At 54.5% G+C, this 21,947-nt stretch carries 20 protein-coding genes and 1 pseudogene; 12 read left to right on the top strand and 9 right to left on the bottom strand.

Going from position 1 to position 21,947, the window contains the following annotated elements; genetic code table 11:
• Positions 1–10: 10 nt before the first annotated feature.
• Entirely contained in the window at positions 11–451 is a 441-nt protein-coding gene (locus H7848_RS14350) for a hypothetical protein (RefSeq protein WP_208352759.1), read from the bottom strand.
• A 256-nt stretch (positions 452–707) separates the two neighbouring features.
• On the opposite strand from H7848_RS14350, the gene H7848_RS14345 reads away from it, so the two are divergent.
• The 6 genes from H7848_RS14345 to H7848_RS14320 all read left to right on the top strand — a co-directional run bounded on the left by H7848_RS14345 (position 708) and on the right by H7848_RS14320 (position 6,636).
• Positions 708–1,610 (top strand): AraC family transcriptional regulator, encoded by a 903-nt coding sequence (locus H7848_RS14345; protein ID WP_208352757.1) that lies wholly within the window; start codon positions 708–710, stop codon positions 1,608–1,610.
• A gap of 714 nt (positions 1,611–2,324) precedes the next feature.
• The gene (gene mobC / locus H7848_RS14340; RefSeq protein ID WP_237072754.1) at positions 2,325–2,681 is read left to right on the top strand and encodes a plasmid mobilization relaxosome protein MobC; all 357 of its coding nucleotides are present in this window, start codon (positions 2,325–2,327) and stop codon (positions 2,679–2,681) included.
• Entirely contained in the window at positions 2,678–3,952 is a 1,275-nt protein-coding gene (locus H7848_RS14335; RefSeq protein ID WP_208352755.1) for a relaxase/mobilization nuclease domain-containing protein, read from the top strand. The genes mobC and H7848_RS14335 overlap by 4 nt, the downstream gene beginning before the upstream one ends.
• Positions 3,953–4,164: 212 nt before the next feature.
• Complete coding sequence (locus H7848_RS14330; protein WP_208352753.1) at positions 4,165–5,739, top strand: type IV secretory system conjugative DNA transfer family protein; 1,575 nt, start codon at positions 4,165–4,167, stop codon at positions 5,737–5,739.
• A gap of 53 nt (positions 5,740–5,792) precedes the next feature.
• Positions 5,793–6,287 (top strand): DUF7678 domain-containing protein, encoded by a 495-nt coding sequence (locus H7848_RS14325; RefSeq protein WP_208352750.1) that lies wholly within the window; start codon positions 5,793–5,795, stop codon positions 6,285–6,287.
• 49 nt (positions 6,288–6,336) lie between these two features.
• Positions 6,337–6,636 carry a hypothetical protein gene (locus H7848_RS14320; protein WP_208352749.1) on the top strand — a complete coding sequence of 100 codons (300 nt, stop codon included), beginning with the start codon at positions 6,337–6,339 and terminating at the stop codon, positions 6,634–6,636.
• A 13-nt stretch (positions 6,637–6,649) separates the two neighbouring features.
• Here H7848_RS14320 and H7848_RS14315 read toward each other — a convergent pair whose 3' ends face one another.
• Positions 6,650–7,288: a recombinase family protein gene (locus H7848_RS14315; protein WP_237072753.1), complete on the bottom strand. Its 639-nt coding sequence runs from the start codon at positions 7,286–7,288 to the stop codon at positions 6,650–6,652.
• Between the two features lie 193 nt (positions 7,289–7,481).
• Here H7848_RS14315 and H7848_RS14310 point away from each other — a divergent pair, with 193 nt between their 5' ends.
• Both H7848_RS14310 and H7848_RS14305 read left to right on the top strand, forming a co-directional pair.
• Positions 7,482–7,706, top strand: a complete 225-nt coding sequence (locus H7848_RS14310; RefSeq protein WP_208352748.1) for a hypothetical protein — start codon at positions 7,482–7,484, stop codon at positions 7,704–7,706.
• 673 nt (positions 7,707–8,379) lie between these two features.
• Positions 8,380–8,550: pseudogene (locus tag H7848_RS14305) on the top strand (tyrosine-type recombinase/integrase); the annotation flags it as partial.
• A gap of 126 nt (positions 8,551–8,676) precedes the next feature.
• Here the strand turns inward: H7848_RS14305 and gltS are convergent.
• From gltS to H7848_RS14290, 3 genes are read right to left on the bottom strand one after another with little or no spacing between them, the layout of a single operon-like run.
• On the bottom strand, positions 8,677–9,882 hold the full coding sequence (gene gltS / locus H7848_RS14300) for a sodium/glutamate symporter (RefSeq protein ID WP_208352747.1): 1,206 nt from the start codon (positions 9,880–9,882) through the stop codon (positions 8,677–8,679).
• Between the two features lie 30 nt (positions 9,883–9,912).
• On the bottom strand, positions 9,913–12,966 hold the full coding sequence (locus tag H7848_RS14295; RefSeq protein ID WP_208352746.1) for an efflux RND transporter permease subunit: 3,054 nt from the start codon (positions 12,964–12,966) through the stop codon (positions 9,913–9,915).
• Positions 12,967–12,970: 4 nt separating this feature from the next.
• Positions 12,971–14,218, bottom strand: coding sequence for an efflux RND transporter periplasmic adaptor subunit (locus tag H7848_RS14290; RefSeq protein WP_174138689.1), 1,248 nt, complete (start codon positions 14,216–14,218; stop codon positions 12,971–12,973).
• A 71-nt stretch (positions 14,219–14,289) separates the two neighbouring features.
• Between H7848_RS14290 and H7848_RS14285 the strand changes: the two genes are divergently transcribed.
• Entirely contained in the window at positions 14,290–14,730 is a 441-nt protein-coding gene (locus H7848_RS14285; RefSeq protein WP_174138687.1) for a potassium channel family protein, read from the top strand.
• Between the two features lie 380 nt (positions 14,731–15,110).
• Here the strand turns inward: H7848_RS14285 and H7848_RS14280 are convergent, their stop codons facing one another.
• Positions 15,111–15,341, bottom strand: coding sequence for a hypothetical protein (locus tag H7848_RS14280; protein ID WP_208352743.1), 231 nt, complete (start codon positions 15,339–15,341; stop codon positions 15,111–15,113).
• 308 nt (positions 15,342–15,649) lie between these two features.
• On the opposite strand from H7848_RS14280, the gene H7848_RS14275 reads away from it, so the two are divergent.
• A complete protein-coding gene (locus H7848_RS14275; protein ID WP_208352741.1) occupies positions 15,650–15,838 on the top strand; it encodes a hypothetical protein in 189 nt (62 codons plus the stop codon).
• Entirely contained in the window at positions 15,828–16,118 is a 291-nt protein-coding gene (locus tag H7848_RS14270; protein ID WP_174140049.1) for a type II toxin-antitoxin system RelE/ParE family toxin, read from the top strand. The genes H7848_RS14275 and H7848_RS14270 overlap by 11 nt, the downstream gene beginning before the upstream one ends.
• 63 nt (positions 16,119–16,181) lie before the next feature.
• On the opposite strand, the gene H7848_RS14265 is transcribed toward H7848_RS14270, so the two are convergent.
• Entirely contained in the window at positions 16,182–16,691 is a 510-nt protein-coding gene (locus H7848_RS14265) for an antirestriction protein ArdA (RefSeq protein ID WP_208352739.1), read from the bottom strand.
• Between the two features lie 381 nt (positions 16,692–17,072).
• On the opposite strand from H7848_RS14265, the gene H7848_RS14260 reads away from it, so the two are divergent.
• Entirely contained in the window at positions 17,073–18,053 is a 981-nt protein-coding gene (locus H7848_RS14260; protein WP_208352737.1) for a hypothetical protein, read from the top strand.
• Positions 18,054–18,573: 520 nt separating this feature from the next.
• Here H7848_RS14260 and H7848_RS14255 read toward each other — a convergent pair.
• A complete protein-coding gene (locus tag H7848_RS14255; RefSeq protein ID WP_208352735.1) occupies positions 18,574–21,153 on the bottom strand; it encodes an HWE histidine kinase domain-containing protein in 2,580 nt (859 codons plus the stop codon).
• Positions 21,150–21,710, bottom strand: coding sequence for a heme oxygenase-like domain-containing protein (locus H7848_RS14250; protein WP_208352732.1), 561 nt, complete (start codon positions 21,708–21,710; stop codon positions 21,150–21,152). The genes H7848_RS14255 and H7848_RS14250 overlap by 4 nt, the downstream gene beginning before the upstream one ends.
• Positions 21,711–21,947 lie beyond the last annotated feature (237 nt).

The raw sequence follows: 21,947 nt of genomic DNA, 5'->3' as shown, positions 1-21,947 counted from the left end.
CTCGATTTCCCTAGTTTTCGTCCCGAAGGATCAACTCGCCGCCGCCCGTATCGAAGCCGTTCACGGAGGTGACGCGCAGCGAGCCCGTGGCACCCTCATATCGCCCTGTACCGCCGAAAAATTCGCCTTCGACGACAAAAGTCGCCTTACTCCCCTCAAAGGTCATTTCTCCGCCTTCATAGGAAAGATAGAGCCAGCCAGACCCAGGCTCCGAACCATCGATCTCGTGCATGTGGAAGCGCATCAGACCCGACAGACTGGGACCGTTCCTTGTCAGCCTGAAGAGCGTCGACGCATCGAGATGAGCGTTGCCCGTTGGACCCCCTTCGTCCTCAAACTCGAACCGCCATGCTCCAGTAAGTTGACCAGCTCTTGCCACCGCCAACTGATCGAAGTCTGTAATGTCATGACTGACACCGAAGGCATAACCACCTTGGACAGTGAACCTCATCGAATTCTCCTGTGCTTTTACTGGGGATGAACCCAGATATATCGTTAAAAATGCTATAAGAACCGCTCGACAGAAATTCACTTCGAAGAGCCAATCCATGAATTGCAGCATTCGCCTATACAAGAGATCATCCCTTTTATTCCAAACAAGTCAGTTCGACTCAGTCATTGTCATACAACCCAATGCGTCACACGAATGTAGATGGAAGTCGTACCGCGCTTGGTCTTGAACGAAATTTGACGTAGAACGTTTTGAGATGAGCGAGCATCACCCAAATTACAGCGAGTTCTATCGCCAAGGGCCCTATGCGCCTTTCTTCCGTGCTGAGCGAAGCGTGGGCGCGCATGAAACGACATTGATTCTCGCGCAGCAGGACGCACACGCGAACAGTGACCCAGCGACCGACGATTTGGTGCTTGGGCTGACGCTGGGCGGCAAAACGCCGGCTCGGTGGAAGGCATTTGGTCGGTGGAGAGAAATCGAAGCTCGTCGCATCGGTGCCTTGGGAATTTCGCCGCTTGGTGAAAGGCTCGAATTCGATATAGCTGAGCCCCACACGTTGCTACTCTGTTCAATCCGATCTGATACGGTGAAATCGTTCACGGCCGACGCCGATTTTGACGCGTTAGATCTACTAAACACAGGGGTTCGGAAATATTGGTATGATCATCTCTGCACCAACCTGATGCAGGAAATGTGGAGAGAGGCGGTAAGCGACGATTTCGCGCTCAAAATCTACTTAGATGGCCTTACTCAAGCCTTGCTGGGTCGACTATTGCATGTGCTCGATCATTCCGTGGCCAATCAACAACTAAGTCCGCAGACTAAAAAGAGACTTAATCACGCCCGATTGCAGGAATATATCCGAGGAAATATCGAAAGCGGTTTCGATACCAACTGTATGGCCGAGGCAATGGGCATGACACTGAACGAATTCACGAAAGCCGTGAAGGCGGAAACGGGCTTCACCCCATACCAACTAGTTCAGAACATCCGAATAGAGACTGCAAAGGCTCTGCTGACTGTATCGCAAGATTCGCTCGCAACGATAGCCTTCAAAACCGGCTTTTCAGATCAAAGCCACTTTACAAGGATTTTCAAGCGGATCGCCGGGACTACGCCAGCAAAGTTTAAGGCTGATATCGGCGGGCCTAACTGATCGATCAATGCGTCACGGCTGGAAAAGTGATGGGAAGTCAAAAGAAGCGCTCTGCTTCTGCGTCACGGGGAGCTAGAAAAGACTCCGTTGGTTGCAGCGGACAGCTGATACGCTTCTGGTCTCCCCGTCTACCGTTACAGCGCTGGTTGGTAGCCAGCAGTCCGACACACGCAGCGCCACTGCAGCTCAATCCAATGCGGCGCAAACCTCTCGGAAACTTTGAGACAAGCGTTGAACTTCGATCATAGTGCGATAGCGAGCAAATAGTTCGCATTTTCGTCTCGCGTGGCCGGCCGGGTGGTGGTAGTCGAACTTTCGACGGTCACAGCGCGCGCCAACTTATTCGATCGCTCGGAAGCCGACAGTTTCGGAGGTGGCGGGGCACGTGAGATTCGAATTTACGGCACAACCGACCGGCGTGGTTGGCGATATCACTCCAGCACACCACGACGACCTGTTTGCCTACACAAATCGCCGCGTAAGCACCACGTAAGCAGCAAAGCTTCGAGGTTTCGATTTCTAAGATATTGATTTATTGAGGGAAATGGCGCGCTCGAACAGAGAATGTTCGAACTCATCTGCACCTGATTTTCACGCCTCTGCAAGTGCCGAACCGCTCCTCTCGCCGGACCAATGTGACGAGCTGTTTGAAGAGTTGGAGCGATGGCACGATGTGCTCAAGCCCCATGCGGATGAGCTGCGAGGGCCACGCCCATGAGCCGTCTTGCCCCGTTTTCACTGCGCCTCACGATACAGGAACGCCAGCAACTGGAAGCCCAGGCCGGATCAATGCCGCTTGGGTCGTATATCAAGTCTGTGGTTTTTTCCTCGGAGACCCCCACATACCGGAAGAGGAAAAAACCACCTGTTGCGGAGCAACAGCTTCTGGCTGCAGTGCTAGCTCGGCTTGGACAAACCCGCACCGCCAGCAACCTCAACCAGATCGCCAAGCATCTGAACCAAGGCACGCTCAGCATTGATGAAGAGCTGGAAGCGGACCTGAATGCCGCCATTGCCGAAGTGGCGTGGATGCGCGTCACTTTGATGCAGGCTTTGGGCATGAAGCCATGATCCTCAAGGGCTCTCAGCGCGCGGGTGCATCGGCTTTGGCGGATCACCTGATGAATGCGCGTGACAACGATCACATTTACATCTTAGAGTTGAGGGGATTCGTATCCAATGACTTACACGGTGCTTTGTTAGAAACCCACGCCATTTCTAAAGCCACACGTTGTCAGCAATACATGTTTTCACTCAGTCTTAATCCACCGCAAGATCATATCGCGACTGAAGATCAATTTCTGGACGCCGCCAACCGCGCTGAAGAAAAGCTGGGTCTTAGCGGTCAGCCCCGCGCCATTGTCATCCATGAGAAAGAAGGCCGTCGGCACGCGCATGTCGTGTGGTCGCGCATTGATGTGGAGGCGATCAAAGCAATCAACCTGCCGCATTTCAAAACCAAGCTACGCGATCTGTCGCGTGACTTGTTTCTGGATCATGGCTGGGCGCTACCGGATGGATTGGCGACATACGGCAATAAAAGCCCGCTGAATTTCACTCTGGAAGAATGGCAACAGGCCAAACGCCAGGGCCTTGATCCCAGGGAAATCAAACAGGCGTTTCAGCAAGCCTGGGAACGGTGTGACAGCCAGATCGGCTTCAAGAATGCTTTGGAAGAGCGCGGGTATTTCCTCGCCAAGGGCGACCGGCGCGGCTTTGTCGCCATGGATGTCGATGGCAATGTCTATGCCATCGCCAAATGGACGGGCCTGAAAGCCAAGGAGGTCAAAGCCAAGCTGGGTTCGCCTGATAACCTGCCATCTGTTGATGACGCCAAATCCATCATTCGTTCCAAAGTCACGGATCAGATGCGAGGTTATATCAACCAAATCAAAGACCGTCATGATCGCGATCTCGACCCGCTGCGCGATGACCATCGTGCCATGACCAGAGCGCATCGCGCCGAACGGCAACGCCTGAAAGACGGACAAGACAAACGCTGGGCCACAGAAACCAAAGCGCGATCAGATCGCCTGAACAGAGGGCTGCGTGGCCTGTTTGACCGGATGACCGGAACTCGGCGTGCGCTCATGAAACGCAATGAGCGCGAAGCCATGCGCTGCGCCAAGCGGGATCAGAAACAGCGAGATCGGTTGATCGTCGAGCAGATGAAGGACCGCAGACATCTTCAATCCAGGATCAACGCCATCAGGCTTGAGCAAAAGGACGAACGGCAAAGGCTGGCCGAATCCATTGCCGATGCCATGCAATTGCGAGGCAGTCAAAAGCATGCTGACCGCGTCCGTCACACACAGCGACAAAGACCAATCATTTCTCCCTAACCTCACGAGGATTTTCTATATGCATTCAGATCGATGGACCGTTTTGGGCTTGGTATTGCTGGCATCCATGGTTTTCTTGCCAGAGCTGACCCATGCCCAATCTTGGGGACAAGCAGAGCCAGCAGACCCCGCTGCATCCGTTGGGCAGCGCCTTTCGGTTATGCTTGGGATGTTGATTTGCGGCTTTGCCTCTGGGGTGGATCATCTCCCCCATGGCACAGGGCTTTCGCAGGTATGTGGGATACAGTTTCGCCGCTCTTCTCTTCATTCTTGCCCTTGTCAGTGGGCCGTTCCTGGCATGGAGTGCGGCAATCCTGTTTGCCCTCGGTGGTTTCTTTTTCGGGATCGGCTTCTGGACCGCTGGCAAATCCACGCCAACCACGTTTGGTTCAAGCCGATGGGCAACGCATAAAGATGTCGAAGAAAACAACGTCTACGGCAATGATGGCATTCGCCTTGGCCACTTCTTCGACGGCAAGGAGCATCAACAGATATCATACAAGGGTGACCGACACCTGTTGACGGTGGCTCCCACACGTTCCGGCAAAGGCACCACACAGATCATCCCCAATCTGTTGACGTACGAAGGGTCAATGCTGGTAATTGATCCCAAAGGCGAAAACGCCCTGATCACTGCCAAGCATCGCAAAGACTCAGGTCACGTTGTCCATATTGTTGACCCTTGGGGCATTGCCAATGTCGAGGGCGTCAGCTCGTCCAAGTTCAATCCATTGGACTGGCTGGACATCACAGATGTCGACATTGCCGAGAATGCCATGCTGCTGGCCGATGCTTTGGTTGTTGAGAGTAACAATGACAAAGCATTCTTCATTGAAGAGGCGAAAGCGCTTCTTCAGGGGCTGATCATGTATGTTGCAACCGCCGATGAGGAAGAAGGTCGACGGACGCTTAAGCGTGTGCGCCAACATCTCGTGTCAAGCAGCGAAGATCAAATCAAGCTCTTTCAAAACATGGCAAACTCCGCTCACCACATCATCGCAAGCACTGGACATCGTTGCCTGCAAAAGGACCCTGAATTGCTCTCGAACGTCCTGGCATCCACACAGGCTCAGACGCATTTCCTTGATAGCAAGCGCATTCAAAAAAACACGGAACGCTCAGACTTCAAGTTTGAACATCTCAAGACAAAATCAATGACGGTTTATCTGGTCTTGCCATCGGATCGTCTCAATGCCTTTGGTCGGTGGATGCGGCTGCTTGTCCAGCAGGCCATCACTATGAATGCCAGAAACATCGCAGAAAAACCTGAAAAACCGATCCTGTTCGTCCTCGATGAATTTGCAGCACTCGGGCGATTGACGATGATTGAACAAGCCTATGGCCTCATGGCTGGCTTTGGCATGCAACTTTGGGGGATCGTCCAGGACTTCAACCAACTGGAACGCATCTACGACAAAGGCTGGCAGTCATTCGTCGCCAATGCAGGCATGATCAACTATTTCGGATCATCCGATAAACAGACGGCGGAGTACTTTTCTAGCCTGTGTGGTGAAACCACGGTGTGGAACGTCTCAACCGCTCTGGCCCGATCATTCGGTAGGAATGCCGGGCAAGGCGGTCTCAGCACAAACAGCTCTGAAAACACCACGGACACAGCCTCGGCTGGCCAAAGAAAGCTCGCCTATCCGGATGAATTGATGCGCATGAACGCTCAGAAACAGCTCGTGTTCATCGAAAACATGCATCCCATCATGGCCACGAAGCAACCATGGTTTGAGAACCCGAAGCTAGAACCGCTGGGTGTCAATCTCTACGCCGAACAATGATTTGCCGCAATGCGCGTGATGACAGATCAATTCCAACAACTTAGGAGGCAACAATGTCAGATGACGACAAACGCCAACCAGCGAACAAAGACAGCACTGGTCAAAACCATAAGCCTAAGAACACTCGGTCGTACGGAGCGTCAAGTCTCACGCCGACAGGGACTGTCGCCATCAAAGGATCGCGCCAAGTGAACATCACCGTCACCAATGAAGAGCTGCCTGATCGTGAAGTTGAGGTGGATTTGAGCCGCAATGACATCAGATTGGAAGAACGGGTCAAGGGTCTCAACGTACTTCTCTGGCTAGAAGATCAGCCGCATGAGAAAGGCATTGACGAAGGGCGAATAACACGGATGACAATCACCAAGGGTGAAATCGGGAACGAAGACATCTTGGTTCATTTTGACAAAGGTGAATGGATACAAAAACCTGAAAACCCTCTGGAAACTCAAGTGATGATGAAAGTAATGAAGGAGCATAATGGCCTCGAAATGCCCGAAGTAAAGCCAGCCTTCGATCAGGCAGCGAAGCAGAAGATCAAACCATAATCTACTGGATTTATGTCAGTACTTATGACATAATATTCGTATGACGATAATGAATGGACAGTTCCTTGAAAGCGAACAAAAGATAGGACGATTGGTCAAGAATGCATTTGGTGTTGACGAAACGGTAACTCTGTCTCGAAGGCTCTGGCAGCACTTTGATTGGCTGGAAAGCAACGGGAAAGATATGGGCGAATGGACGAAGAAACTGGATATAGAACGCCACTCTTATGAAGGATTCAATATAACGTTCAGGGGGTACATTGAGATGGCCCTTGTACAAGATGAAGCGCGGCGACACAGAGCTGGCGAGGATGTGCCATTATTCATCAATCCGCACCGCCCATTGTAATGACGCCCAAAATCTAGTGCTTCATTGACTTCGTCGGACCGTGTGGCAAACTCCCCGAGCCTTTTTCTAAAGGGTCCTCAAGCTCCTCGTCCGTGATTGAATACACCATTTCGACCTGGCTGAGTTCATCCAAAACGGCTTCGGCCATTTTTGACAATCGAGGCCTTCCGACATGCACGCCCCTTGCTTTGGCCGCCGCCATCCCCGCCTTGGTGCGTTCGCTGATCAGGCTGCGCTCATACTCCGCGAAGACGGCGAGTTGACCAAAAATCATCCGCCCTACGGCAGTTGATGTGTCGATCCCCTGGGTGATTGCATGAAAGTGGATGCCGCGCTCTCGCAGGTCTTCCAGAATTTGCAGCAAATGAATGGTTGAGCGCCCCAGTCTATCCAGCTTCCAGACCGTCAGCGTGTCACCTTCGGTCAAGTCGTCCAACATGGCCCGCAAGCCAGGGCGATGCGTTTTTGCACCAGACAGACCATGGTCGGTATAGAGCTTGCTGCATCCCGCCGCCTTGAGCGCGTCGATCTGCAGCGCTTCAGACTGATCAGCGTCCGAAACGCGAACATATCCGATTTTACGGCCCCTTGGCTGATCTGATCCCATATCCTCAGTGTGAACCGATTCATTGCCCAAACAATCGCAAATCATGGCGTTTTTCCTCTGTTCAAAAGGGTTCCCTTTTGAACACACCGCTCTGCCTCATTTTCGTGCGCCCGGCAGCATCGAGAAAGTTGTGGAAAACAGCGCTTTGGTGACCGACTGCCGAACTTCTGATATCCCTAACAAAAGGGAACCCTTTTGACCTTTGTTCACGGCCTGCGATCTCAATCAGGAGGAACAAATGTTTCTGACAGGTGCTATCATCATCGCTGCTGGCGTAGCTCTGGCGTTTACCTGCCACTATTTTTTTGAAGTGAGGCGAACCAACAAGGCCGGTATTGTCGAGGTTGACGGCTTCTGGGATTACATTGTCCACTTGCTCACTCGGGTCATTCTGACCGTCGTTCTCACCGGCATTATCGTGTACGGCTTCTCGTTCATTATTCGCGGCATCTTCGCGCTTTGACTTTCTGACTGACTGGTTGCTCCTGCAACCGGTCTGGCCTTCGCCGAGAAGTTGGGGGTGCAAAGGACAAGGGCGTTGGAACAACGGGACCAGAGCCACGCGCAGCTGCAACGCATGTGAAGCGAGCATGGCGAGGAACCACCCCTTGGACTGCGCCGGGGGCGACAGCCCTAAGCAGGCGTCCAGCGGACTGAACCGCTGGTCGTGGGGGTATCGGGGGAGCCAGAACGTTCCCCTGATTGCGGATCAATCGTGCATGTCGGTTGTGCATGGTTTGGTGCAGGTGGAGAGGGAAATCTCCAAACCCAGCGAGCGAGTTCCAAGGGGCGGCGATAGGCCCTTTGGTCATGATCCATCTTTGACAAGATGGCGGCATTCAACCGGCGGACGGTTGATCTATGGGGTGTTGGGGAGAGATGACATCTCCCCGACGAGGGATCAAACACAGATATGTTTGCATGGCGATGAACAGGCTCAATGCCTGGGCCTCGTCATTGGCTGAGGGGGATAGAACGGGGGAGCGCAGCAGCCCCCTTCTCAAGTGGTGTGGTACTACCACACACATCTTGCGATCACTCCCAAGATCGGAAGATGGCCGAAGGATCGCAGCGCAAGCGCGATTCACAGCACTGCGGCGTGGCCCAAAAGAGCAGTCCTTGATGTCACTTGCGACTACGGCACTCATTCTCTACGCCGAACCAAAGCTACAGAGATTTACCGAAAGACTGGCAATGGTCGCGCCGTACAACTTCTGCTCGACCACAAGAAAGTCGATAGCACTGTGCGGTATCTTGGCGTCGAGTTTGAAGACGCACTCAGCATTGCTGAGCGCATCGACATTTGAACAATTTTGGCGAGCGGCAATGCCTTTCGCCGAACCGCAACCGGCGAAATCCTCCGAAACCAACATTTTTGTTGCATTGGAGAACGCTGGCGCTCACCGAGAAGCAGTATTTTGGTGATGCGAAGCCTAAAGACCGACAAAGAACTGGATGATTACCGCATTCGCAAGGTCTACAAAAAAGGCGGACACCAGCGGCAAGACGATGAAAGCCAGGGGAGCCGGACCGTAGCGTTTGGTCACAGAGGACATGTTTGCAATCGCGGTGGGTGTTGCGCCGAGAGTGAAGCCCGCAAACCCGGCACTCAGGACTGCGCCCTGATAACTCCGGCCCATCAGGCGGAAGAAAACGAGCATGATGAAGGCAACCGTCATCACCGCCTGAAGACCCAGAACAATCAGGATTGGCCCGCCCAAATCGGTCAATGTCCACAGCTGCAAACTCATCAGAGACATCGCCAGGAAGACTGAAAGGCAATAATCAGATATCACCGCGAGGGACTTGGTGCGGGCAGGCCAAGTGATCCGCGGCAACAGGTATGGGATCGTGTTTGACATTGCGATGCCCACCAACAGGCAGGGTACAAAAAGAGGTAGCTTCACACCCACTTCGAGAATGGCGAGGTGCAGAAAATACCCGATGAGCATCGCAACGTGTACGGCCAGCATCCCGCGCATCAGGCTGACGTGGTTGATCAGGTCTTCGGGGTTTTCTTCGTCATCGAACTCAAGACCGACGATGGGTGCCTCGTCCTGATCGCTTTGTAATCCGTTGCGGTCTATCAATCGCTTTGCAATCGGTCCGCCCAGAACAGCAGCCAAGATGAGCCCAAGTGTGGCTGCGGCTACACCCATTTCTGGCGCGGCATCGAAGCCGCTCAGCGCCTCAATCTGGGGACCCCATGCAATGGCGGTCCCATGTCCACCGATCAGTGAAGCGGAGCCCACCAGAACAGACGTTGCGGAGGGCAGCCCAAAGAAAGTCACGGCCAAACCGACCACGTTCTGCAGGACCATGAAGCCCAATGTCAGCGCCAGAAGCAGGACCAGCAAACGCCCCCCGCGAAACAGGTCTGCAATTTGTGCGTTCAAGCCAATAGTCGCAAAAAACACTACAAGAAGGTAGTCGCGCACTTCCAGATCAAAGGCGATCTGTGTGCCTGTCAACGCGAAGAACGACCAGGTCAGAAGGGCAACCACGAGGCCTCCGGACACCGGCTCAGGGATGTTGTAGTCGCCTAAAAAAGACACTTTGCGTGTTAGAAACGCGCCCAGAAAGAAGACCACAAAACCAAGCGTCACCGAGATGAATGCAGGGACGACGATCACTGTCATGTACTACCTGCACGCTTCGTGAAGGTAAGGTCAGGCAGACGCATCGACTTCGCCTTGCTTCACGTTGAAGAAGATCGCGTAGAGCGTCGGGACGATGATCAATGTCAGGATTGTCGCAAAGCTGAGGCCGCAGATGATGACAACGGCGAGGGATTTGAAGAATGGGTCCCAAAGCAGCGGTACGACGCCGAGGACTGTTGTCAACACGCCTAGAGAGACGGGTCGCACGCGGCTGACAGCCGCATCGACCACGGCGGACATGCGCGCTTTGCCGCCCTCTATCTGACTGTCCATCTCGTCGATCAGGACGATTGCGTTCTTAGTCAGCATACCGGTCAGCGACAAAACGCCTAGAATTGCCATAAATTCCAGCGGTGTCTGAGTGCCGGCAAGGCCGTAGATCACGCCGATCAGCGCAAAGGGTACGACCAGCCAGATGATGATGGTTTGGCGCCACGCGTTGAAGAGGAACAGAACGACAAGGAACATGGCCCCGAAGCCAATCGGCATGGTTGACGCAAGGCCCGCATTCGCCTCGGCGCTATTCCCGAATTCGCCTTTCCATTCCATGCTATACCCTGGCGGAAGGTCGATGGCTTCAATTGGGCCTTTCACCGCCTCAAAGAGATCTCCGGACAGAACGCCGGGCGCATTGTCGGATTGCGCGGTGATAGCCAATTCCCGATCGATGCGCCGCAGGTTTCCGGCCTCAAACACAATGTCGAAGCGTTCAACGACCTGGCTGATGGGGATGTAGCTGCCGGTTGCTGCGCTGAAGACCTGAATGTTGCGCATCTCAGCAATATCGTTGCGCGCCGTTTCGACCGGGCGCATGACCACGTTGCGCAACTCGTCGTCCTCCCGGTAGACGCCCAAGGTCGTTCCAGTCAGATGGCTGTAAATCGCATTAGAAATCTCGCCCTGGGTCAGCCCGACCCTGCGCGCATCGTCGATGTCGATCACGGGTCGAACCACTGGTATCTGCTCGCGCCAATCGTCTTTGACCGCGACCGCACCGGCTTGCGCCATGATGGCTTTGGCTTGCGCGGCCAGATCGCGCAGCACCGCTGCGTCCGGACCGAAGAACCGCGCTTCGATCTTCGATCCGCCGCCGGGGCCAAGAACGAACTTCCAGACCTTGGCGTTTGATTCAGGGTAGGTCTCGTCAATGTGGGTCTGCAAATTCGTGCGCAAATCATCGATGATCGAGAAGTCTTCCACGTCGACAAGAACCTGACCATAGGCTGCATTACTGTTCTCGGATTCGTAGATCAGCATAAAGCGCAAATGTCCGCCGCCAACGATGGTGTTGGTCCCGGTAACCCCATCCAGGCCGCGTGCGAACTCGGCGATCTTCAAGATATCGCTTTCGGTGCGGGAGATGTCCGTGCCCTGCGGCAGGAAGTAGTCGATCACGAACTGCGCGCGCGTCGAGGACGGGAAGAAACCGGCAGGCACCGCGCTGAACATTACGATAGCAGAGGCAAAGAGGGCCACCACAAGTCCCACCGTGATCCAGCGCACGCGGATAGCAAGGGCGAGCAAACGGCGATAGCCACTCAGGATAGCGTTTTCCTGTTTCTCAGTGCCTTCTTTGCCCGCCTTGAGCAGCAAAGTGCAATAATAAGGCGTCAGCCAGATTGCAACGAGCCACGAAAACGAAAGTGCGATGGCAATGGTCCAGAACAGGCTGCCTGCATATTCGCCGGTATTGTCCGGGGAAAACCCGATCGGTGAAAACGCCAGAATGCCCACGACCGTGCCGCCAAGAAGCGGCCACATCGTCTGCTTCACGACGGCGCGCGAGGCCTCTGAGGCATCCTCTCCGCGCTGCACCCGCACGAGTGTTCCTTCGACAACAACGATGGCGTTATCGACCAGCATACCGAGCGCGATAATCAGCGCACCAAGAGAAATGCGCTGCATGTCGAGGCCATAAAGATACATGCCAAAAAGCGTGCCCGCGACGGTGACAAGCAAGATGCCCCCCATCAGCACGCCAGAGCGCAGCCCCATGAAGACCAGCAAAGTGCCGACAACAATCGCAAGAGCCAGAGCCACGTTGACGACGAAGTTGTCGACGGACGCTTTGACGCTCGCCCCTTGATCCGAAATGGGCAGGATTTGGATGCCGATGGGCCGGTCGCCTTCAAGCGCGGCGATACGTTCGTTCACAGCCTGCGCCATGGTCACGACATTGCCGCCCTGCGTGTTCGACACGCCAAGTCCAATCGCGGGCCGGCCATTCCGGTAGAGCAACGACGTCGCGGGTTCCTTTAATCCTCGGTCCACTGTCGCGATGTCGCCCAAGCGAAAGGAGGTGCCCGTTTGCGGATTAGTAATCAAAAGCGCCTCAATGGCCTTGATAGATCCGACCGCGCTTTCGGGGCGCACCAGTAGTCGCGCCGATCCCGCCTGGATCGATCCCGCGGGGGTCACGAGGTTTTGTCCTTCCAGAAGTTGCTGAATTTGCGACGGCGCGAGACCCAGTTCGGTCAAGCGAGCGGGAGAGTACTCAACATAGATAACCTCTTCTTGTACCCCGTTCAGAACCACCTTGGACACACCATCTACGGTGACAAGTTCGCGCTGAAGGTCCTTGGCGTATTCATACAGGTCTGAGATCGTGAAACCTTCGCCGACAATCGCGTAGTATTGCGCATACACATCACCGAAATCGTCGTAGACTTGGCTGGGCAGTGCATTTGGAGGCAACTGAGACTGCGCATCCAGTATCTTGGAGCGCATTTGCGAGAACTTTTGGTTCAATTCCGGATAATCCGGCGTCGAGGCGATCGTGAATTCCACCGTCACCGTGCTGAGACCAGGCGACGAAACCGACCGCACTTCGTCCACGCCTTGAAGTTGTTGCAGCGCATTTTCAACGACTTCGGTAACTTCTTCGGACACTTCTTCAGCGGATGCGCCCGGATATGGGGTAATGACCTGCGCTTGACGAATAACGAATTCGGGGTCTTCAAAGCGGGGCAGAACAGTGTAAGCGAAATACCCTGCGTAGAGAATGAGCAGAGTGACGACGTAAGAGATCAGCCGCTTTTTCAGCGCGAAACGGGCGAGATCCATCAGCTCAATTCCCGACTTCGCGGATCGGGCGGATTGTCATGCCACTCTGTATTTCGCTGACCCCCGCCGCAACCACCACGTCTCCCTCGGACAAGCCGTTTGTGATGACGATACTTGCGCCATTGGCTTCCCCTAACTCGACTGCGCGCTCCAAAACGACGCCCTTATCATCGACCAACCATACAAACGGTTCGCCATCAGGCTTGGAGGCGATGGCCGAGAGTGGCGCAATCACCTGCATGCCCGCCCCTTCAGTTGACGCGACCACGTTGGCAACCATTCCAGGCAGGATCACCGCCCCTTCGGGCACTTCAACCGCCACGCGCCCGCGATAGGTTTGGGTGGCGCTGTCGGCCTGGACAGAAAACTCGACGAGTTCCGTTGAAAATTCTTGGCCGGGAAGCGCATCAAAAAAGGCTGTATTAGAAACTTGATCGGGACCGTTTCGCGTGAGTTCAGTGACGTCCGGGCCTGGAATGTCAAAGGCCAGATGCACGACACCGAGGCCTTGCAAGAGAACGATGCTCTGACCGGCCTGAACGTTCGAAAAGTTCTCTATATCCCGGCGCGCGATGATCCCGTCAAAAGGCGCAATTAGGGTGGTGTCCGCCAGTGCATCTTGCGCCACCTTAATCTGCGCATCTATCCCGCGAATGGCTGCCTCAGAGGCGGCAATCTCCTCAGGGCGTCCGCCTACCTGGCCAATGCGCAATTGCTCTTGCTGAGCGCGCAAATTGGCTTCGGCCACCCGAAACTCTGCCTGCGCGCCTTCAACTTGCGCGAGGGTTGACACCCCCCGGCTCAAAAGCTCTTCAACACGGGCTAAGGCCTCCCGTGTCTGGTCGACCTGCGCCTGCGCGGATTCGACGGCTGCTTCCAACGCAACGATCTCTTCTTCACGCGCACCGGCCCTTAGGGCGTCAAGCTGTGCAACGGCCTGATCGCGCTGACTTTGCAAGGCAGAAAGCTGGTTTTCGTAGTCGCGTTTGTCGATCTGAGCGATGACATCCCCCGCCTCCACATTGCTCGCGGCGCGGATTGGAAGGTCGATCACCTGTCCGGACACTTTGAACGACAGTTCGATCTCGCGTGACGGAAGCACTAGCGCAGGATATCGTCTGGAAATTGTGGCATCTGTCGCCGTGATCTCAGCCACTTTTGCAGGTCGGATCGTCTGCTCTTGCGCACTACTCAATGTGGAGGACACGACGCTGACAACCGCCGCGATCGCAATGTTGCAATACCATTTCATGAAAACTGCTCCCCAAACGACTTAACTTAGTGTAGCATCTCAAAAAAATTCGAAAACCCGAAAGTACGAGATTGAGTAGCTTTCAACAAATCCTCTTGGGTTCCGGCCTGCTGGCCACAAGCGCAATCATCCACGTCTTGGCCGTCGCATTGAGCGTGCCTGTCTTCAAGGTCTTTGCTGGTATCGTCCCGAATGACAGACGCCCACTGCGCCGGATCATCCTCTTCCTAATGCTGACGATCGGTGTGCTCGTCGCTGCACACACGGTTCAAATCTGGACATGGGCAGTGGTCTTTATTCTGATCTCAGACCTGCCAGATTTGCCAACCAGTTTCTACTTCGCAACTGTTACCTACACCACACTTGGCTATGGAGATATCGTCTTGGGAGAAGGCGCGCGCATCGTCGCAACGTTCTGTGCGATCACCGGTCTACTGACATTTGGGATTAGCACGGCCTTTTTGATCGGCGTCTTATCGAAAGTGCTTCCAGAGAGTCTTGGCGACGAGTGACGCGATATCTCTGCATCAACCAGAAGCGGGACTCTGACAACAGTCAATACTCTCAGTTAGCTCGCGAGCGGCACTTTTGTTTACATCTGAAGCATCGAATCTGGCGCAAGGTCAGGTGCCTTGAGTGGCGTCGAAGCTCCTTGCCTAGAACGACCGGTTCGGTGAAATCTGCCGCAATACAGAAAATCATACGCTGCGCCAGCTAAAGCCGCACGTGCACAAGGCAGCTCTGTCCCGCACTGCCGCAATCTTCTAGTTGGTTTCCATCCCGAATTTCACCTTAGTTTGTCACTGGACGATTAGATCGCAAGGCGCTGTGCCTCGCGCAGATGGTCGGGCAGAAGAGGCCGCGCTTGCGGCCTCTTTGATTTACCGAAGCTCTATAACGCTGGTTCTATCTCTTGGCTGTGGCCCGCATCCTTCGCCTCATCGCCGATTTCGCGGATCATGATGCGCCCGTGCAGGGGTATCGCGTCGAATTTGAGGCTGAGGCCTTTGCCGTCCTTGTTGGCCCAGGCGGCTCCAACGCGGTGCCAGTAGGATGTCTCGCCTTCGCCGGTCACCTGATAGATGATGTGAGTTGGGCGGTTTGTGTTTGTGTCATTTGTCATGGTCTTACTCCTTTGTTTGTCTGGCCAGGACACCAGCGTCCGGCCTCATGGGTGCAAAACCTCCGCCGCTCAGATCGGGCGGATCATGGCCCACACGGGGGTGCGTCAGCACCCTGGTGCGGGCAGGCCATTGATCAGGACGATGCGGCGGGGAAACCCATGAATTGAGGCCGGATGCGGGACCTGCGCCAGATCGAAAGAATTGAAGAACGCCCGCAAATGACTGGTCACCACCGCCTGTGGATGACCAACGCGCAAAAGATGACAGGGCGATTTCAGCTATGATATACTGGCGTTAGGAGGCAGGAATGGCTGAAACAGAGCAGAATGAACAAGTAAAAGAAGACAATGTGACCGCCGACGTGGAGTCCACTGATCCGGATTACGTCGCGTGGCGTGAAGCGCAGATTCGTAAGGCGCAAGAGACATACCGGCAGAACTCTGACCAGACGATCCCGCTGCAGACGGTGATGGCACAATTCGGTCTTGAACATTGAGTTCCTGCCGCAGGCGCTGACCGATCTGGACAGTATTCTTGATTACATTGCACAGGACAATCGCGCGGCGGCGGATCAGACCGTGACCCGTATTCTGCAATCCATCCGCCATCTTGAGACTTTCCCGTTGATGGGCCGTGACGGCAGCGTCGATGGCACACGAGAGCTGCCCATTCCTGGTCTCAGTTACTGTGCGATCTATGAGATTGTCAGTGCCACTGATCTTGTGGTGCTGCGCATCCTGCACACCTCTCGCAAATGGCCCCCAGACGGATCGTGAGCGGACAACGCGTCTAGAAAGGCGCTATTGCAGCCCGGTTCGTGCCGCAACGGAGACGCTGATCTACGCACAGCGATAGATCAGACGCTGCCCGGCCACGATTGTTTCGCTGTAATCCACGCCCAGATCACGGGCCAACGCATCATAGTCAAAATACCGCTCCAGTGTGTCCGGTATCTCGCCCATGATCCCCTCGGCCACAAACTCAATAGCCAGATCGCGCAAGCTGTCCAGATAATAGACATCCACATCCAAGTCATCCGGGCGATCTGTGCCCAGATCAAAGGCGCAGCTACATTCCCCGATGGCGAGAATGGCGCGGGTCTTCTGATCGGTGTCCCAGCCTTCAAGCGCCGCGATCACCAAGGCGATGGTGTTCTGATACAAACCCAGGGCATCCGCCAATGCGGCGTCGATGGCGTCACCATCAATGAACTGCAATTCGAATTCCTCGACCGGTTGCCCAGCCTCGTTGCGCAAGACGGCGGCTTTGATCGTAAAATCTTCTGCGGTCTCGAAATAGAAACCAGTGGCGGTGATATCATAGGGTTGGGCGTAAAATGTGCATGGCATGGGCCGGGTCCTTTCGTCTTTTGAGTGGGACCTCCACATCCCCATCCAGCGACAAAAATGGTGGCGGGGTTTTTGGAGGTGAGGCATCTGCGCCTCTCCTTCAAACCCTGCCTCCCGGCTGAGGGCGGGAGGGGGCCCGTGCAATAGGAAAGTCAAGGACCTGAGGGAGGGGGATCGCCCGGCCTGCACGACGCCGCAGGCAGAGGAAGGTTGGGGACACCCTCTGAGACGCCGATCTTTGCTGTTGCACGGGGAGGGCTGGCCCTCCGACAGAAACATCTCTTAATGATCCCAAAGGGCGCGTCGCCCCGATTGCCAAGACAGGCACATTCTGATCACAATTGACCGCATGTCACCGGTGACAAGGAATCGCGCGATAGCATGGCAACACCTGAAGAAACCCGATTGCGCGATGCGCTTTCCTCAGCGCTGCGCCACTATGAAGAGGTAATGGACGCCCCGTTTCCGGGACAGGTCGTCCTGAGCGTCATGGATCACCCGGAGTTCTGCGCCTTTGCCCATGTGGAGGCAGGCAACGTACATCTACAGGCAAGCACGGGCACGGTCAGTGCGTTGGACCAGCTTTGGCAGCAGGCGCTACAGAACACCGACATCCTGCAATGTGATGGCCAGCCAGCAGCTGTCGATCCGCAAGCTTTGACTCAGGTCTCGCTGATCTGGCTGTTGTTCCATGAACTTGAGCACTTCGGTCTGGGGCATTTCGAAGACACCCAATCTGGCCCGAGGATCGAAGCGGCGTCACCACAAACCCTCGGCCTGATCACCAGTGCCGTGCCCGCTTTTGATCCCGAAAATGTCAAAGCCGCTCCTACATCGCATCTGTTGAAACGTCAGGAGATGGAAGCCGATCATGAGGCCATTGAGCTTGTTCTCGAAGCCTACAGCGCTGACAATTGGATGGGGTTACGCAGCCGTGCCGCCTGTATCTCCGCCGTCATGATCTTGATCGAAAAAGCGGATGAGAGCACGGCCCGCCCCGGCCAATCCCACCCCAAAGCCGCCACGCGCCTGTTCCAGCTTCTGGGACACCTCGCGCAACTCTGGCAGGTGCCAGCACAGATCAAAGCACAGTTGGCCGGGCGCGAAACCATTGATCCCAATGACCTGCCGCCGGATGAAGAGATCGCGGCCTATCAACGGCAAGTGATCATACCCGTGTTTGCTGATGCACTGTGCTTGGCGAAGACTGTTGGCGCATCAAACGCCGTCGCCGAACTACAGGATCAGGTCAGCTTTTTCCGGGACCTCGCCAATGCCCAGCTGGGAAACATGGATGCTCTGGTCACCCCTGGGGCAAAGGAATGGGCTGACTTGCTAGCCGATGCTGAGGCCCGCTGCTGACCACTGAGGCGCCGCAGCATCGAACCGAACCGCGCGCCAACTCGCCGACAAGAACGGCCGATTGTGTTGAAAAACTCGAAAATCTGACAGTAGAATTTTTGTGCCAGAATCCGTTGCATCAGCAAGGTTGAAGCCAAATGCCCGGTAGGGCGTCTGAGAGCCTCGGACATTGCCAGCGCTGGTCTTGGGCCGACCCCCTCGACGAATTTTCAAATAAGCCTTCTATGAGCAAGTTTTTGACCCGTTTTCACTAAAATCGGAGTTTTTCAACAATATCGGCCCATAAGAGACATTCGCCAACCCACTCAGATGCTGCGTTTGCAGCCCGCTTTGCTGCCATTCGCTGCAAGTGCAAATTCAAGAAATACCCAACTCACAGTCTGCGGGACTTAGTGCTCTTTCGCTGCGACGGCACGAGTGGCCGCTTTCCGAGTTTGATGATCCGCGTTGATCTGTTCAGAGCAAGCTACCCACCAACCTTTCGGAAAATTCGATTCAAGGTAGTCGGCGGAAGCTGGTTCTAATCATCTGGACTTGAGAAAGCGGAACTCATCGCTTTGACAAGACTTTCGGCAGTGAAAGGTTTTTTAGCGATGATCGCAGGTGGATAGCTGGCCGTTATACTTTCGGTGTCACCATAGCCAGTCGCGAGCACAAAAGGGATGTTGCGGTCCGCCAAAACCTGCGCGACAGGAAGGGACGTCTGGTCACCCAAATTTACATCAAGAAGCGCGAAGGTGATTGTGTTAGCCTTAAGAACAGCCAGCGCATCGGCGACAGAGCTGGACATGTGAACATTGTCCGCTCCATTGTCTTTAAGAATATCGGAGGCATCCAGCGCGATCACCATATTGTCCTCAACCACCAGGACGTCGCCGCTCAGGTTTAATGATCGGCTTTCTTTGTTGTCCACGATACTCAGGCTGTCGTCTGCAACAATCTCTTGGATATCAGAAATGGCAGTAGATGGGATCATGATGTCTGCTTCAAATCCGGTCATAAGATAACGCGTTTTGACCGTACCCTTGAGTTCGTAAGGTATCGTTTTTTCAATGATTGTCGTTCCAAATCCCTGACGGGATGGCGCCTTTACCGGTGGGCCACCAATTTCGCGCCATTCGATCTGCAACGCCCCGTCATCCTGAATACGAAGATCAATTGAAATTCTTCCAGAACGGTCCGTCAGCGCGCCGTATTTAGCGGCGTTTGTCACCATTTCGTGGATCACTAATGCCATCGTTGAGAACGCATCAGGCCTGAGCATGGGCGCGTCCCCTGTGATCGACACGCGATCCTTCGCATTCGTCAGAAAGGCGTTCACTTCGACCTCAATCAGCTGTCTTAATGAACTGGGTGACCACTCCTGCCGTGTGAGTTGATCATGCGCGCGCGCCAACGCCTGCACGCGTCCGTCCAGCACTTTGGTGTAAGTTGCGACGTCTTGCGCGCCAGCCCGGCTTTGAGAGACCAAGCCTTGGATCAGATTGAGAATATTGCGGACACGGTGGTTAAGCTCGGCGATCAAAAGTTCTTGCTTGTCAGCGGCTTTCTGGCGGGTTTCATTCGCGTTATCAGTCAGTTTCAGCACGATCTCGATCAGCGACACCCGCAACGACTCGCCTATTTGAACCTCACTGTCGGTCCAGCGGGTTGACGTGTTCCTGACCATTTCCGACCACGCATCGAAACTTTTGCGAGGTGTCAGGCGTGTCCCGTTCGGGCCGACTTCGACAGGTTTGTTCGGGTCACCCGCCCATTTAACCGATTTGGCGACCTCGCGCCGGAAAAACACGATATAGTCCCGTGGCGTACGAGAAATCGGAACAGCAAGGACACCCGCAATATCAGCAGAGAAATCCGCAGCCTCCGGGTACAGCGCCGCAAGCCTGTGCGTCGCAAAGACCTGACCTGTCGGAGCCGTGTTCAGGAATCGTGCGAGTTTCTTGAATTCCACCTCGTCAGGTGCGTCCCCAACAGATGCATAGCGCCCATCTGAGTAAACCGCGACACCATCGTTTGCGATGAGGCCACGCAATTCGTCCGCGATCATCTCAAACCCATTGATAAGATTTGTCCCACCGGAGAGTTGGATCATCAGATTGTCATGCATCTGCCGCGTTTCGCTGCTCTGAACGCGCGATGATATGTCGATTTTCTGAACCAGCTCATACGAGAAGAACTGCGCGAACAGCTCGATTGCAGTGCGCCGCTCAAAATCGACGTGGTGAGGCGCTTCATGGTGGCAGGCGAACAAACCCCAAAGCTTTCCATCTTTGATGATCGAGACTGACATAGAGGCTGCCACGCCCATATTCCGTAGATATTCCAGATGGATGGGCGACACGGCGCGCATTACAGACAACGACAGGTCCATTGGGATGCCCTGCACATTCGTGGGCGGGGTAATCGGCGATACCGCCCCGTCGACATCAGCAATAAGCCGCAGCGTGCTGCGCATATACAAAGCGCGTGCTTGCTTCGGGATGTCACTGGCAGGATAGCGAAGCCCAAGAAAGGGCACCATACTCGACTTACGCTTTTCCGCGATGACCTCACCGGTACCGTCTTCGTCGAATTGGTAGACCATCACACGGTCAAAACCGGACATGACCTGAACAGCCATCGCGGCCTGATCACAAGCGGCTTTGATGTCATTGGCACGTCTTACCCGCGCGATCAAAGGCTGAACCAAACTCATTTCGTCGCGACTTTCGGTGTCAATCTTGGGTTCAAATTCGAAGACATATGTTTGATCCAACATATGCACCGACACGTCGAACAACTTGCCGTCGCCAAGAACGTCGTATCCAAACAGCCGGGACGAACTGGTCTCTACATTCAATAGTTGCAGTTTTGTACGTAGATCGTGAACTGTCTTCTCAGGCAGCAAGTCCATCAACCGTCCACCGACTGCGTCGTCTGGCGAGACCTGGAGGATATCCTGCACATTTTCCGAGACATGATTGACCATGAAATCAGAGGACGTTGCAATCAGACATCCATACCCCTGCACACCGCCCAGCAAATGGATTGGTTCCCGGTCACAATTGGTAAGATCAACCGCTTCGTCTGATGTGATGTAGTTTTGTTCTTCGGTCATGCGAGCGCATCCTCAACTGTGACTATCTTGGCGAACGCCGCCGCGAAAAGTTGGAATTGTATTCTTGTGTCTTCTACGATGGCATCAGCCCGTGCGCTGCCGGGTGGCACAGCTGAAAGCGCACGACATGTTTCGGGCCACAGTTTCGGATCGATGGCTTGACTAAAATATGTGTTTGCGCGTTGGACGCAGGGATCCGTCGATGCGCCCCATCGTTTGCGCAGGATTTTTGAACCAAGCCGGGATCCCGCCACCATATAATCTATGGACAAGGGGTCGAGCGCAGATGGCGCCGGTAGGTCAATCGCATGTCGATGACCGGATACACTATCAAGATCCGCAGCAAGGCCGTCGATCATGTCAGACAGTACCGACGTGGAAAGCCCCTGATCCCACGATCGTGACCGCATCACAACAAAGCAGCAATGGTGTATCTGCAAGAACACCCTGAAATCATCCAATTGCGCAATGTCGAGCGTCGTGATCATTCGATCCAGAAGATCATGATCCGTGCGTGTTTTCTCCCGAAGCGCGTGTCGAAAATCTGCTTCCATCATGGCCCTGCTCCCCAAAAGCGAAGACCGATTTGGGCAATTGTTATGGTTTGGCGTAAAACTCTCACAGCACATCATCTTTGTCATTAATCTATGACATAGATACCGACTATATTTACTCATTAAAAGTCGTTGCGCTATCTGCAGGCGCAATATCCATACCAAGAGGCTGCATTTCCGCTCATCGATGTTGGCTGAGGTTGTTCCTAGCTACAGGGGGCATCTAAATACTCAGCAAAG

This window comes from Pseudaestuariivita rosea (assembly GCF_017592335.1).
Classification (GTDB): domain Bacteria; phylum Pseudomonadota; class Alphaproteobacteria; order Rhodobacterales; family Rhodobacteraceae; genus Parasulfitobacter; species Parasulfitobacter rosea.
Note: the sequence above shows the minus strand (reverse complement) of the source record. Positions and strands in the feature narration are given on the sequence as shown.